11 protein-coding genes are annotated in these 14338 nt (G+C 70.8%); 5 read left to right on the top strand and 6 right to left on the bottom strand.

What is annotated here, in order from left to right:
- The first annotated feature begins 50 nt into the window (after positions 1–50).
- Positions 51–1298: a class I SAM-dependent RNA methyltransferase gene (locus AB0B96_RS19195; RefSeq protein ID WP_350946656.1), complete on the top strand. Its 1248-nt coding sequence runs from the start codon at positions 51–53 to the stop codon at positions 1296–1298.
- A 375-nt stretch (positions 1299–1673) separates the two neighbouring features.
- On the opposite strand, the gene AB0B96_RS19190 is transcribed toward AB0B96_RS19195, so the two are convergent.
- The 3 genes from AB0B96_RS19190 to AB0B96_RS19180 form a co-directional block, all read right to left on the bottom strand.
- Positions 1674–4886, bottom strand: coding sequence for an FG-GAP-like repeat-containing protein (locus tag AB0B96_RS19190; RefSeq protein ID WP_362900283.1), 3213 nt, complete (start codon positions 4884–4886; stop codon positions 1674–1676).
- 786 nt (positions 4887–5672) lie between these two features.
- Entirely contained in the window at positions 5673–6335 is a 663-nt protein-coding gene (locus AB0B96_RS19185) for a response regulator transcription factor (RefSeq protein ID WP_350946658.1), read from the bottom strand.
- A 1-nt stretch (position 6336) separates the two neighbouring features.
- Positions 6337–7584, bottom strand: a complete 1248-nt coding sequence (locus AB0B96_RS19180) for a histidine kinase (protein ID WP_362900280.1) — start codon at positions 7582–7584, stop codon at positions 6337–6339.
- Positions 7585–7744: 160 nt separating this feature from the next.
- Between AB0B96_RS19180 and AB0B96_RS19175 the strand changes: the two genes are divergently transcribed.
- The 3 genes from AB0B96_RS19175 (at position 7745) to AB0B96_RS19165 (ending at position 10862) form a co-directional block, all read left to right on the top strand.
- Positions 7745–7987 (top strand): hypothetical protein, encoded by a 243-nt coding sequence (locus tag AB0B96_RS19175; protein ID WP_362900278.1) that lies wholly within the window; start codon positions 7745–7747, stop codon positions 7985–7987.
- 283 nt (positions 7988–8270) lie between these two features.
- Positions 8271–9308 (top strand): TerC family protein, encoded by a 1038-nt coding sequence (locus AB0B96_RS19170; RefSeq protein ID WP_350946661.1) that lies wholly within the window; start codon positions 8271–8273, stop codon positions 9306–9308.
- A gap of 204 nt (positions 9309–9512) precedes the next feature.
- Entirely contained in the window at positions 9513–10862 is a 1350-nt protein-coding gene (locus AB0B96_RS19165) for a HAMP domain-containing sensor histidine kinase (protein ID WP_362900460.1), read from the top strand.
- A 145-nt stretch (positions 10863–11007) separates the two neighbouring features.
- Here AB0B96_RS19165 and AB0B96_RS19160 read toward each other — a convergent pair whose 3' ends face one another.
- The 3 genes from AB0B96_RS19160 to AB0B96_RS19150 form a co-directional block, all read right to left on the bottom strand.
- Positions 11008–11256 (bottom strand): hypothetical protein, encoded by a 249-nt coding sequence (locus tag AB0B96_RS19160; protein ID WP_362900276.1) that lies wholly within the window; start codon positions 11254–11256, stop codon positions 11008–11010.
- 2 nt (positions 11257–11258) lie between these two features.
- On the bottom strand, positions 11259–12056 hold the full coding sequence (locus tag AB0B96_RS19155) for a Clp protease N-terminal domain-containing protein (RefSeq protein ID WP_362900274.1): 798 nt from the start codon (positions 12054–12056) through the stop codon (positions 11259–11261).
- A 65-nt stretch (positions 12057–12121) separates the two neighbouring features.
- A complete protein-coding gene (locus tag AB0B96_RS19150; RefSeq protein WP_362900272.1) occupies positions 12122–13183 on the bottom strand; it encodes a hypothetical protein in 1062 nt (353 codons plus the stop codon).
- A 149-nt stretch (positions 13184–13332) separates the two neighbouring features.
- Between AB0B96_RS19150 and AB0B96_RS19145 the strand changes: the two genes are divergently transcribed.
- Positions 13333–14256, top strand: coding sequence for an LLM class F420-dependent oxidoreductase (locus AB0B96_RS19145; RefSeq protein WP_350946665.1), 924 nt, complete (start codon positions 13333–13335; stop codon positions 14254–14256).
- Positions 14257–14338: the final 82 nt, after the last annotated feature.

The raw sequence follows: 14338 nt of genomic DNA, 5'->3' as shown, positions 1-14338 counted from the left end.
TGACGCGAGGAGGCTCGACCGACGACGATTTACTCTTGGGGGCGACGGCCATGGCGATCGAACTGACGGTTGGACCGGTTGCGCACGGTGGCTGGTGCGTCGCCCGCCATGACGGACGGGTCGTCTTCGTGCGGCACGCGCTGCCCGGCGAGCGCGTCGTCGCCGAGATCACCGAGGAGACCTCCCGGTTCCTGCGGGCCGACGCGGTCGAGATCCTGGAGCCCTCCACCGACCGGGTGACCCCGCCGTGCCCGTTCGCGGGCCCCGGCCGCTGTGGCGGCTGCGACTGGCAGCACGCCTCCCTCGACGCCCAGCGCCGGCTGAAGGCCGATGTGGTGGCCGAGCAGCTCAAGCGGCTGGCCTCGATCGACTGGAAGGGCATCGTCGAGGAGGTCCCCGGAGCCCCCGACGGGCTCGGCTGGCGCACCCGCGTCCAGTTCGCCGTCGAGCGGGACGGGAGCCTGGGCCTGCGCCGCCACCGCTCCCACGACATCGAGCCGGTGGACGCCTGCCTGATCGCCCACCCCGAGGTGGAGAACGTCGGCGCCGAGGTGATGAACTGGCGCAACGCCTCATCGGTGGAGGTCATCGCCTCCAGCGCCGGTGACCAGGCGGTCGTGGTCGCCCCCAAGCCCAGGCGCACGGTGGCGATCCCCGACCTCGACACGAGCGTGGCCGTCTTCGTCGACGAGGGCAAGGGCCGCAGCCGCGTCGTCCACGGCCGCAACCATCTCGTCGAGCGGGTCGCCGGCCGAGACTTCCAGGTCACCGGCAGCGGTTTCTGGCAGGTGCACCCCGGTGCCGCGGCCACCCTCCTCGACGCCGTCATGGAGTTCGCCGCCCCGCGCCCCGGCGAGTGGGCCCTCGACCTCTACTGCGGCGTCGGCCTGTTCGCCGCGGGGCTGGCCGAGGCGGTCGGTCCCGAGGGAGCCGTGTTCGGCGTCGAGTCCGAGTCCGTGGCGGTCCGCGACGCGGAACGCAACCTCCGCGACCTGCCCCAGGCCCGTTTCGCCAGGGGACGCGTGGAGAACGCCCTCGACCGCTTCGGCATCGAGCGCGCGGACCTGGTCGTCGTCGACCCGCCCAGGGCGGGCCTGGGCCGCGACGTCGTCGAGAACGTGACCACCCTCCAGGCGACCCGGATCGTGTACGTCTCCTGCGACCCGGCCACCCTCGCCCGCGACCTGGCCTGGTTCGCCGAGCGAGGCTACCGCCTCGCCGACCTGCGGGCCTTCGACGCCTTCCCGATGACGCATCACGTGGAGTGTGTGGCGCTGCTGGTCAGCGAGTCGATCTAGGCTCTGCCCCGCGGTGATGCAACATGTCATGTGTCAGCGTGAGCCGGCGTTTTCCGAGATCTTCGCGCATGAGATGCGCACGATCACGGTCGCTGCAAACCCTCGCCTCGACTGGACCGATGCGTACCGAGAGGTAGACCGTAACCCTCTGATCACATAGGGACCCAGTACGGTCGCGTAGGAGAGTCGCCCTCGCCGCGCGACCGGGCCGAAGGCATCCGCTCCCTTCCAACGGTCGGGGCCCTTCCGCCCCGGCCGTCGCGGCTGCCGGCCGTGCGTTACGGCCGGCGGCCGCAGGGCTTCGCCGGAACGGTCTCCGGCGAAGCCCGTGATGCGAGTTCCGGTTCCGCTCTGGATCGATCAGGGCGTCTCAGATCACCAGCATCGGTTGGCCACGCAGAGCGGCAGGCCCCCCGGCGGCGGCGGTTGGGGGTCGTTCGGCATGGGGCCGGTCGTGCCGGTCGTGCCGGCGCCGTTGTTGAACCAGGCCTTCACACCGCCCCGGCTGTCGTGGACGAGGTAGTCGGCCCGGCGGTCACCGTTGATCTCGGCCAGGCCGATGTTCGTGCGGGCCACGCCGACGCCGGAGGCGACCTCGCCGGCCGACAGCCAGGCCGACCCGGAGCCGCCCCGGTTGTTGATCCACGCGCGGATCTGGCCGTGGTCGCCGAGGACCAGGTAGTCGTCACGGCGGTCGCCGTTGACGTCGGCGAAGGTCACCGTGGGACCGGTCGCGCCGACGCCGGAGGCGGCCTCGCCCTGACTGACCCAGGAGACGGCATCGCGGGTGCCGGTGTTGCGCCAGAGCCGGACCCTGCCCTGGTCGTCGACCACGAGGTAGTCGTCGCGGTTGTCGCCGTCGATGTCGGCGAACCTGATCTGGTCGCGGGAGGCGGAGCCCGAGGCGAGCCGGCCCTTGCTCGTCCAGGCGACGGCATCACCGGTGCCGCTGTTGAACCAGGCGTCGACCTGGCCCTGGTCGCCGACCACGAGGTAGTCGTCGCGGTTGTCGCCGTTCAGGTCGGCGAAGCGGATGTGGTCGCGCGGACCCGATCCGGACGCGACCACGCCGCGGAAGTTCCAGCCGACGCGATCGGCCTCCCGGACGTTCAGCCAGGCCTCCACCCTGCCGTTGTCCTTCACCAGAAGGTAGTCGTCGCGGCCGTCGCCGTTCAGGTCGGCGAACCTGACCTCCTGGCGGGGCGCGTCGGTGGAGGCGATCTGACCCTGGTAGTCCCAGGGGTCGGCACGGCCCCAGCGTTCGTTCAGCCAGGCCGCGACCTCGCCTGCGGCGTTGACGGTCAGGTAGTCGTCGCGGCCGTTCCCGTCGATGTCCGCTATGACCACATCGTCGCGGGAGGCGCCCACGCCACCGACAACGGCGCCTTGGTAGATCCACGGCCGGTTACCGCCGACGTTGTTCAGCCAGGCCTTGGTATAGCCCGTGTCGTCGAACACCAGGTAGTCGTCGCGGCCGTCACCGTCGAAGTCGTGGAATCGTACCTGGTCACGGGTGGCGCCGACGCCCGAGGCGATCTCGCCCTGGTACGACCACGCCACGCCGCCGCCGGTGAACTGGTTCAGCCAGGCGCGCACCCGGCCCTGGTCGTCGACCACCAGGTAGTCGTCGCGGCCGTCGACGTCGACGTCGGCGAACCGCACCTGGTCACGCGTCGCGCCGACATCCGTGGCGACCACGCCCTGAGCCACCCAGCTGACGGCGTTTCCGGTGCCGGCGTTGCGCCACATCGAGACCTGGCCCCGGTCGCCGACCGAGAGGTAGTCGTCGCGGCCGTCGCCGTTCACGTCCGCGAATCGCACCTGCTGGCGGGGGGCCGCTCCGGTGGCGATCTCGCCGATGTAGTTCCAGCCGCCGCCCTGACCGGCGCGGTTGTTGAGCCAGGCCTTGACCTGGCCCTGCTCGCCGACCAGGAGGTAGTCGTCGCGGCCGTCGCCGTTCAGGTCGGCGAAACGGACCTGCGCACGGCTCGCGTCGGGAACCGAGGCGATCTTGCCGACGTAGTTCCAGCCTGCGGGAGCGGGGCCCGTGGGGGGCGGTGGCGGCGGGTTGGCCGGTGCCGGGGTGCACGGCCGGTTGTCGCCGGGAAGCGCGGGCATGATCAGACCCTCGTTCATCGCGGCCTTGATCGCGTTGTGGTAGGCGTTGGCCATCTTGCGGTAGCCGTCGTTGTTGGGGTGCAGCGAGTCGGCCAGGTCGGCCGTGGTGACCCCGAGAGCGCCGTTGTTGACCAGACGGACTCGCTTGCCCTCGGCGCGGAGGTTGTTGACGATGGTCGGCAGCCTGACGTTGTACCTCGCGATCAGCGTGTTGTCCCACTCGTCCTTCGCCGGCACGAGGCTGGAGACGAGGACCGTGGTGAGCGGCGCGATGTCCGTGATCCTGTCGACCAGCCTGCTGAGGCGGATGTGGGCCGTTTCGGGCTCCTCGTCGTTCGCCAGGTCGTTGGTCCCGATGTGCAACACGACGACGTTGGGCCGGTAGCGGGCGATCACGCACTCGGACGCGAGGCTGTCGAGCCGGCTGATCCGCCAGCTGGGATGGCCTTCGTGATCGGTGTCGGGGATGTTGCCGTGCCCGGAGTCCACGGAGCCGACGAAGTCGATCGCGTTCGCGTCGTCCTGCAACAGGTCCCACAGGCGGCCTCGATAACCGACGCCGCCAGGAGTCCCGCCGACACCGTGGGTGATGGAGTCGCCCAGCGGCATCACCCGCAGGAGCTCGGGGGGCGCGCCGCGCCGCAGGGCGGCGCGCTCGATCGCATCCATGTACCGCGGGACGTTGTGTTGAATGGTTCCGCCCACGTTTTCCATGGCCAGGCCGAGGTTGCCCGCCCACCACCAGGACTTTATGTTCCTGCCGGCATCCCGCACATTTCGCGCCATGTTCGAGAACCACTGCGCTCCGGAGGTGTTGAGGGCGGGCGCGAAGTAGCCCTCCCATACAGCCGCGGCCGCGCCGAGGACGAAAGAGGTGATGAGGAGGTTCCACCAGGCGTCCGGATCGGGGTTGTCCTCGAAGGCGATCGTGAGCGCCCCTCTGGCGAAAACCGAAAGGAACGTCGCTATCCCTGAGCATGCCGCGCTGGCGAGAGGCGCCAGCGGACCCGATTCGGGAAGGAAGAACAACGTGCAGGTAATTAGGATGGAGAAGTAGACCGCCACACCGGCGATGGCGATGCCGAGGGCCCCCCACGGGGACACCTCGCTGAGCGCGATGTCACTCTCCAGCGTGAACGCGAGTTTGGAACCCCTCACCGCGATGGTTCCGTCGAAGTCGACCCAGTCGCCCAGTACCGTAACCGGCAAGGACCCCCTGTTGTTCAGCCATTCCTCTTTGATGGCGTCGCTGAGCAGGCCGTCGCGGTCGTTTATTGTGTCGACCCACTCGTCGATCTCGGTACGCTCGGCCCCCTGGGGGAGGTCGAATTCCATCGACACCGTGGTCGCGGCCTTCGCGGTGGGCTGGAAACCCACCTGGAGCAGCAGTGACAGGGTGACCAGCAGGGTCGTCAGGACCCTGCCTCTTCCTCTTGGTCGGGTGAACATCCTGCCGCGGGATGCGGGCACGGTCCCTCCACCTGTTCATCCGCCGGCGGCTCGCCGAGCGGGTGGGTCGATCAAAGATGCTTGCCGGGATACTGGGCGGTCAGGGCCCGCGCCCGGCGCAGGGCATGTGAGGCTCCGCTTCCGGTCACGTTGGTCGCGGGTGCGGGACGAGGCGCATCGACGACCGCGGCCCCGCCGGCGGTGGACGGGCGGAGACGACCTCCTTCCGCAGCCTCTCCATTTCTCTTGAACCCACACACAACCGTGACAAAAATGCCATTTGATGTACGCCGGGTGAACAATTTATTTTTTAGGGAGTGACAAAGAGCGCCAATGGCTGTGATCTCGCGCCGAGTCGCTGTTCGATCGCACTTGGTGATCATGTTTCCAGTGTGTTGAAAGAGTGTGGCCAGACCGTTTCGGTCGCCAGATGAAATGAATGCCGAGATGGCGTGGGAATTCATTTCACGCGGTGAACGAGCCGCGCGTCCTCTGGGTGTGGCGACCGTTGAACCGACGTCCCGTTATGCAATCCGTTCTCATCGCATGCGGGACATCGGAGCCGGCTTTTCGGTGACTCGCCGGAGCCGTGCAGGTCGACCGGCCTTCGGTGCGGGCATTGTGTTCATGCGAGGGCGAACCGTTGGACGGAGAATCGGCCCAGGCGAACGAACACGGCCGAGGTGGGGTTTCGCCCTTCGGGTGAGCCGGGGCGACGTGAATTCGATGTGGTCCCGATGATCCACCACGTGGAGTGTGTGGCGCTGCTGGTCGGCGAGTCGATCCAGGCTCTGACCGGCGGCGGTCTCACAGGTGCTCCGACGCGCCCGCGTCGTGGACCAGGAGGGCGATCTGGACCCGGTTGTTGAGATCCAGCCGGGTCAGGATCCGCGACACGTGCGTCTTCACCGTCGGCAGCGCCAGATGCAGCTCCCGCGCGATCTCGGCGTTGGAGCGGCCGCGTCCGACCGCGAGGGCCACCTGTCGCTCCCGTTCGGCCAGCAGCGCCAGCCGGGCACGGGCGGCGGCGGCCCGGTCGCCCTGCCCCGAGCCGTCCGCCACCTGCTCGATGAGCCGGCGGGTGACGGCGGGGGAGAGCACCGGATCTCCGGCGGACACCGTCCGGATGGCCGTCACGATGTCCTGCGGCGGGGTGTCCTTGAGGAGGAACCCGGCCGCGCCGGCGCGTAGTGCCCGCAGCACGTGCGCGTCGGTGTGGAAGGTGGTCAGGACCAGCACCTCCGGGGCGCCGGGCCCGGCCCGGAGCCTCTCGGTGGCGGCCAGCCCGTCGACGCCCGGCATCCGGATGTCCATCAGCACCAGGTCGGGACCGTGCGCGGCGACCAGGGCGGGCACCTCGGACCCGTCGGCGGCCTCCGCGACGATCTCGATGTCCGGGGCGCCACCCAGCATCAGGCGCAGCCCGGCCCGTACGATCGCGTCGTCGTCGACGAGCAGGACGCGGATCACCTCATTCCCCCTTCCCGCTCGCGGAACTCCGGTACGCGGGGGACGCGACGCCCGTCGTGGACCAGGGCAGCCAGGCGTGGACCAGGAACCCGCCGTCGGCGGGGCCGGCCGTCAGCTCGCCGCCCGCCAGCCTGGCCCGTTCGGCGAGCCCGATCAACCCCTGCCCGCCCGCGCTTCCGCCCCTGTTGCTCCCGTCTCCGCCTGCGCTCCCGTCCCCGCCCTCACCCAGGCCACGGACCGAAGCCGGTCCCGGTGGCGGTGCGTTGCGGACCTCCACCGTGAGCCGGCCGTCAGGGGACCCGCTCACCTCCACCGCCACCGCCGCGCCGGGCGCGTGCTTGCGCGCGTTGGTCAGCGCCTCCTGCACGATCCGGTACGCCGTGCGCCCCACCACGGGCGGCGGTATCCGCCCGTCCGGCGGCCCGGTCAGCTCGATCCGGCCGCCCGTCGCCCGTGCCTCCGCCACCAGCCGGGCCAGGTCCGCGAGTTCCGGCTGCGGTCGCTCGCCCTCGTCCGGCCCGGCCCGCAGTATCCCGATCACCTCGCGCAGGTCGCGCAGGGCGAGGTGGGCGCTCTCCCGGATCACCCCGGCGGCCCGCGCGATCTCCTCCCGGGGCGCGCCCGGGTTGAACTCCAGCGCTCCGGCGTGCACGCTCAGCAGTGACAGCCGGTGGCCGAGCACGTCGTGCATCTCGCGGGCGATCTCCTCCCGCGTCTCCCGCCGTGCCCATTCGGCCCGCAACTCCGCGTCCGCCTCGGCCAGCTCCGCGCGCTCTCGCAGCGAGGCGATCAGCTGCTGCCGGGAGCGCCGGAACAGTCCCCACCCGATCGCCCCGGCGATCAGCGCGAAGTACGTCAGCGCCGATCCCGTACGTTCCCCGGACAGCTCCGCCATCTGCCACAGGAAGACGGGCAGCGGTGCGAAGGCCAGCGCCGCCACCCACGCGGTGACCCGCCACGGACGGGTCGCGGCCACCGTGAACACCGCCACCATCGCCGGACCGGTCAGGTAGTGCGCCCAGGTGCCCGCCACCAGCAGCACCACCGCGAGCGGTACCGGCCATCTCCGCCGCAACAGCGTCGCGGCGCACCCCAGTCCGCCGACCACCTGGTCGACGTCCCGCCACACGGGGTCGAGGGTCTCGGGGACCGGTATGGACTGCGAGCTGACGGCGGCGAAACAGGCGGCGAAGAGGAACAGCGCCACGTCGGTGACCCAGTCGCGGCGGGTGCGGTGGATGCGGCGCATACTCCAGGAATTTACGCGGCCCTCGCCCGCGCCCTCGCGTTCGCGCCGCGACCGGATACTTAAGTACCACCGAAGGGCCCGCCGACGGCCATCCTTGGTCACCGCCCGGCCATCCTCGGCCCGATCCCGAGCCGGGCACCGCGCGCCTACCGTCGGGGTCATGACCTCCACCACCCCGCCGAAGTCCCCCCTGGCGGCACTGTCCGGCCTGATCTGCTTCGTCCTCGTCGTCGGCGGCGCGAGCGGCCTTCTGCACGAGTGGTTCGGCTGGATTCATCTCATGGGATTCGTCCGGTTCCTCGCCCCCGGCGGTTACGAGATCTACAGCTACGTCATCATGATCGTCCTCGGCCTCGCGGTGGGCGCGGCCGGTGACGCGGTCACCCGGCGAGGCCGCGGATGACCGCGCGGAGCGGGGAGACGACGGCCCCCGGCCCTCCGAGGCGGCTCGTCGCGCCCTCGGCGGGTGGGGTTTCCTGCCGGCCCGAAAATCCGGGTGGCGCAGGGGTCGCGCGAACCCCGGGGTAGAGCACCGCTCGAGAAACGGTCTAACCTAGGACGACGAGGGGAGTACTTCCCAAGAGCCGACCCGGTCAATACGGACGTTTCATAACGGCCCCGGGCGGCCGCCTGCGAAAACAGGCGAAGGAGACCTCGAACAGCCGAGCGCGCGTTCGAGGAGGGTCATGTCCGCTGAGACAGTCCTGTCGGTAGCCAGTCTTGAAACCATCGGTTCGCCGCAACTGTGGGCGATCACCGTAGCCGCCCTGATATTGCTGCTGGCCGTGGACTTCATGATCACCCGGCGTCCGCACGAGGTGCGGATGCGCGAGGCGGTGGGCTGGTCGGTCTTCTACCTGGTGTTGCCTCTGATCTTCGGCTTCTACGTGTGGGGGGCCTTCGGGTCCGGGGTGGCGGTGGAGTTCTTCACCGGATACGTGGTGGAGAAGTCGCTGTCGGTGGACAACCTGTTCGTGTTCATGCTGCTGCTGTCCGCCTTCGCGGTCCCGCCCGCGCTGGCCCAGCGAGTCCTGCTGTACGGCATCGTCGGGGCGCTGGTGCTGCGCGCGATCTTCATCGCGCTGGGGGCGGCCGTCCTGCAGAGCGGCACGTGGGCTTTCCTGCTCTTCGGCGGGATCCTGCTCTTCACCGCATGGAAGATCTTCAAGGACGCGCTGAGCGGGGAGGAGCACAAGGTCGACGTCTCATCCATGCGCTCGGTGCGGCTGCTGCGGCGCTTCATGCCGGTCACCAACGACTACCACGGCTCCCACCTGGTTGTTCGCCAGGACGGCCGCCGGGCCCTGACTCCGCTGGCGTTGGCCATCGTGGCCGTCTTCGCCACCGACATCGTCTTCGCGGTCGACTCGGTGCCCGCCGTGTACGGCGTGACCGAGGACCCGTTCATCGTCTTCGCCACCAACGCCTTCGCCCTGATGGGCCTGCGGGCGCTCTACTTCGTGCTCCAGGGCGTCCTGGCGAAGCTGCGGCACCTGAACCACGGGCTCAGCATCATCCTGGCCTTCATCGGGATCAAGCTCGTCCTGCACTGGGCGCACGGTGTCTGGTCGTGGGTCCCGGAGATTCCCACCCCGCTCTCGCTGGGGGTCATCATCGGGGTCCTGGCCATCGTCACGATCACGAGCATGTACGCCAACCGCCGCGACCCGAAGCCCGTCCCCTCACCTGCCGAACGAGAACCCCAGCCGGGGCCGAAACCCTAGGCGTACCGCCCGGTCCGTCTCCACGACGGCCACGCTCGGACCTCGGTCCGAGCGTGGCCGTCGTGGGTTTTTCGGGGACGGCGACCGTGTCTTCCCGTCCGCTCCGTTCTCTTGATTCACAGTTTGCGCCTCCTTGCCCGGTGGTCGCCGCTTCCTCACGCGGCACGCGTTTAGCGTGATCGTCAGGGATGGAGGACGGTGAACATGCGGCGCGACTGGTCCGTGCGGGCCCGGATGACGGTGCTGGCCGCTGTCGTGATGGCACTGATGTGCGCGACCTTCTGCGCGTTGATCCTGGTGGGCGCCCACCAGGACGCGACGGAGGACCGTGCCGACCGAATCCTTCGGGTGAAGCTGCGCGTGCTTCCTCTCCTCCTGCGCGACCGGCTGCCCCCGGTGCTCCCCGACCTGGGCATCGTGGCCCTCCAGGTGGTGGGACCGACCGGCCGGGTCGTGGCGGCGAACTCCCGGATGACCGGCAAGCCGCGGATGGCCTCCTTCGTCCCCCCGGAGGAGTTCTCGCCGAAGGGCGGGGTCGTCTGTGGCACGCCGAACCCCGACGCGTGCGTGATCGTCGTGGGCCTGCGGGTCCACGCGCACGGAGGCCACTGGATCATCTACGGCGCCGAGCCCGTCGTCCCGCCGTACGTTCACCATTTCCTGCTGGCCGCGCTGCTGGGCGGATCCGCGCTGCTGGTCGGAGTCACGGCGGTCGGCACCTACCGCACGGTCGGCAAGACCCTCGTCCCCATCGAGGCGATGCGCACCGAGCTGGCCGAGATCACCTCGACCGACCTGGGCCGCCGAGTGCCGGTGCCCGAGCACCACGACGAGATCCGGCAGCTGGCCGAGATCGTGAACCAGACCCTGGATCGGCTGGAGGCGGCGCTTCAGCGGGAACGGCGTTTCGCCTACGACGCCTCCCACGATCTGCGCAGTCCCATCACCGCGATGCGCGCCCAGGTGGAGGAGGCGCTGCTGCATCCGGAGGAGGCCGACTGGCCCGCCACGGCGGACGCCCTCCTGGACAGCCTCCACCGGCTGCAGGCGATCGTCACGAACCTGCTCGAACTCGCCCGGGTCGACGCCGGCGGCGTCGACTTGGGGGAACGGGTGGACCTGAGTGAACTGGCCGATTCCGAACTCGCCCGCCGTGTCCGCCGGGCGAGGGTCGTGACCGACCCCCAACCGGACGTGGTGGTCACCGCGGACCGGCTCCAGCTCGCCCGGCTGATCGCCAACCTCCTGGACAACGCCGAGCGGCACGCCACCTCCACGGTCACGGTCTCGGTCCGCCGGGAGGGGGACGACGCCGTGCTGGAGGTCGGCGACGACGGGCCCGGGATCTCTCCCGACCAGCGGGAGTACGTGTTCCAGCGCTTCGCGCGGCTGGAGGCCGCCCGCACCAAGGACCAGGGAGGCACCGGACTCGGCCTCGCGATCGCCAGAGGGATCGCCGAGCGCCACGGCGGGACGCTGACCATCGAGGACTCCGAACGCGGCGCGCGCTTCGTGGCCAGGATCCCCATCCGCGACCCCGAGGAGAGCGGGTAGCGATCCCGGGGCACCGATGATCCTTCGCCCCGCTCCGGGCAACGGCCCTTCGACGGTGTCACTCCGTTGGCTCGTGGGAGGACGGGTGTGGAGTCGCGAGCATCCCGCCAGGTGTGAGCAGGTGTGAGCGATGTCGGTCGGCCGGTCATCGAAGGGATCTTCGGTGCCGTGCCCTCTCCGCGTACGGGAGGCGCACGAGCATGCCCGCGATCATGCCCGCCGGCACCCCGGCGAGCACGCCGGAACCCATCCCCACGAGCACGCCGACGGTCACCCCCGTGACCAGCCGTGCGATCACGCCCGCGGCCAGGCAGAGGACCGGGTGCACGGCACGGGGGGTGGCCGCGGACGGAGACACGGACGGAGACGCGGTCGCGTGGGTGGGCGTGTCCACGACTACGCCTCGTCCGCCGGGCCGAGGCGCTCCTCCAGTCGTTCGAGCCTGAGCAGGACGGGGCGCAGCTCCTCGCGTACGGCCGCCGACAGGGCGCTCGCCGCGTCGGCGGGCAGGACCGGGGGAGTGACCGGGGGAGCGGTGGTGGCCCGGGTCTGTGCTCTCAGGTGGACGTATCCGGCGAGTGCGGCCGAGACCGCGTGGCGGGTCAGCCGGTGCTCGGCGCCCAGTTCCCGCAGGATGCGCCCGGCCGCACCGTCCGGTTCCGCGACCAGCCCGAGGAGCAGGTGCTCGCAGCCGACGTAGTTGTGGCCGAGCGAGGTGGCCTCGGTGACGGTCATCTCCAGGGCCGCCGCCGCGGGCCCGCCGAAGGCGAGGGTCTCGGAGGAGCCGGAGGAGGTGGTCTCGGCGACAGGGGCCGGGGCGTCGAGGCCGAGCCGGTCCAGGCGCCGCCGCACCTCCTCGGGGTCGATCTCCAGGGCACCGAGAACCTGGAGCGCTAGATTGCCTCCTTCGGCGAGCATGCCGCCCAGCAGGTGCTCGGTGCCGACCTCCGTCGCGCCCAGTGCCCTCGCCTGCTCCACCGAGAGCTTCACCACCTCCCGGGCCCGCGGGGTGAAGTGGGTGAGGCGCGCCGTCAGGTCGTCGAGGCCGGAGGCGCCGAGCGCCGTCTCGCGGATGGCGGTCACTCGCCGTACCGCCTGTTCCAGAGCCCGCTGGCAGACGGCGGAGACCGGCACCCCCGCCTTCTTCACCGCCTCGGCCAGCTCGTCCGGCAGGTAGACATTGATCTTCGGCATCAGGTCGCCCCTTTGGGGTTAGAGAAGGGTTATAACCCATTCATAACCCCAAAGGGGGCGCCTGTCTAGCGCGTCGCGCCGATGAGGAACCTGGCGATGCCGGGGGAGAGGGCCGCGCCCCTGGCGGAGAGCCACGCCAGATGGTTGCGGCTGCTGAAGGCGGCGAGCCTGCGGGCCTCCAGCCGGGTGAGGTCGCCGGACCTGGCGAGCACGGGCGTGAGGGCGATCCGATGCCAGGCGGTGCTCTCGCCCAGGGAACGGGCTATCTGCGGATGCGCGGCACGGACGGCCGAGGCGATCGGGCGCAGGCGGCTCTCGGTGACCGGGGCGGTGCCGAGGGGTGCCAGGAGGTTGACGGCGGCGATCTCGGCGCCCGCCGACCGGGTGGCCCGGAGCATCTCCTGGTCGCCAGGGGACAGGCCCGCTCTCGTGATCGGGAGGGTGAAGCTCACTGTGAGGGAACGGCCCTCGCGGGCGGCCTCGCGCTGCAGGGCCGCGATCGCCCTGGCCCGCCGCAGCACGACGGCGTCATCCCCGGGGCCGGAGACCTCGAAGTCGATGTAGGTGGCACCGAAGACGCCGATCGCCCGGCGGTAGGCGGCGGTGAGCCTGGCCGGATCGGAGCAGGCCGCGGCGAGCTCGCGCCCCTCGGGGCCGCCGAAGGCGATTCCCGCGTTCCCGCCCGCGGCGCGCAGCGGGGCGAGCCGATCGGCGAGCGGGTCGCCGACCCGCGCCCCGAGCCCTCCCCACCTGGGCACGCAGCCTTTCTGCCCGGCGGTGAGGTGGCCCAGCGTGAACCAGCGCACGTGGCCCCTCCGCACCTCCCTCGACAGGTTGAAACGCGGCCCGCGGGCCGCGTCCACGAAGGTCACGAAGCCCGACGGGCGGACGACGGCAGGTGCGGGCGACGGCGTGGCCGTCGGCCGCGAGACCGGCCCCGAGGACGTCGCACTCGGCCCGGCCTGCCCGACGACGGCCCACTCGCCGTGCGCTCTGGAGGGCAGCAGCCAGACCGCGGCCCCGGTGCCCGCGGCGAGCGCGATCGAGGCGAGCACCACGAGGGGCCGGGGTGGAGTGCCGGGCTCGCGGGTCCTGCGGGTGCCGGGGCGTTCGGTCGCCACAGACATGTGATCCCCTCCTCGACGGCCAGGGGGACGATCGCTGTGAGTCGTCGGCCCGCTACCCGTTGCGTCAGAGGCCAGAACGTTAGCAAGCGTTCCCGCCACGGCGCGGGCTTTCAACGGATGCCGTCCGGAGTGCCCGGATAATGGCTCTCATGAAGTTGAGGATCTTCACTGAACCGCAGCAGGGTGCCACCTACGACGAGTTGCTGGCGGTAGCGCTGGCCGCGGAGCGGCTGGGGTTCGACGCCTTCTTCCGCTCCGACCACTACATGCGGATCGGCCCCGGCGAGGCGGGGGCCGGCTCCACCGACGCCTGGACGACCCTGGCGGGCCTGGCCAGGGACACCTCCACGATCCGTCTCGGCACCATGGTCACGCCGGTCACCTTCCGGCTGCCGGGCCCGCTCGCGATCAGTGTGGCCCAGGTCGACCAGATGAGCCGCGGGCGGGTCGAGCTGGGCCTGGGCACCGGCTGGTACGACGCCGAGCACATCGCGTACGGCATCCCGTTCCCGCCGGTCGGCGAGCGGTTCGGGCGGTTCGAGGAGCAGCTGGAGATACTGGTCGGGCTCTGGACCACGCCGGTGGGCGAGACCTTCTCCTTCGAGGGCGCCCACTACAGGCTGGCCGACTCGCCCGCGCTGCCCAAGCCCGCGCAGAGCCCGAAGCCGCCGATCATCATCGGCGGCACCGGCGCCAGGCGCACCCCACGTCTGGTCGCCCGGTTCGCCGACGAGTACAACGTGCCGTTCCGCACTCCCGAGGACACCTCGGAGGCCTTCGACCGGGTCAGGAAGGCGTGTGAGGCGGAGGGCAGGGAGCCGGTGCTCCTGTCCGTGGCGCAGACCGTCTGCGTCGGCTCCGACGACGCGGAGATCGAACGGCGGGCCGCGGCGACCGGGCAGGACCTCGCCGCGCTGCGGGCGGCGGGCCTGGCGGGCACCCCCGCCGAGGTCATCGAGAAGATCGGCCGGTTCGCCGAGCTGGGCGCCGAGCGGATCTACCTGCAGGTGCTGGACCTGGACGATCTCGACCACCTTGAACTCATCGCGGACGAGATCCTGTTCCGCGTGTAGGTCACCGGCCTTCGCGTCGTCCACATCCACGTCACCGCCCGTGGACGGGGTCCCCCTTTCCCGTTCCTTCCTGTCGCCAGAG

This window comes from Streptosporangium sp. NPDC049046, assembly GCF_040649155.1.
GTDB lineage: Bacteria > Actinomycetota > Actinomycetes > Streptosporangiales > Streptosporangiaceae > Streptosporangium.
Note: the sequence above shows the minus strand (reverse complement) of the source record. Positions and strands in the feature narration are given on the sequence as shown.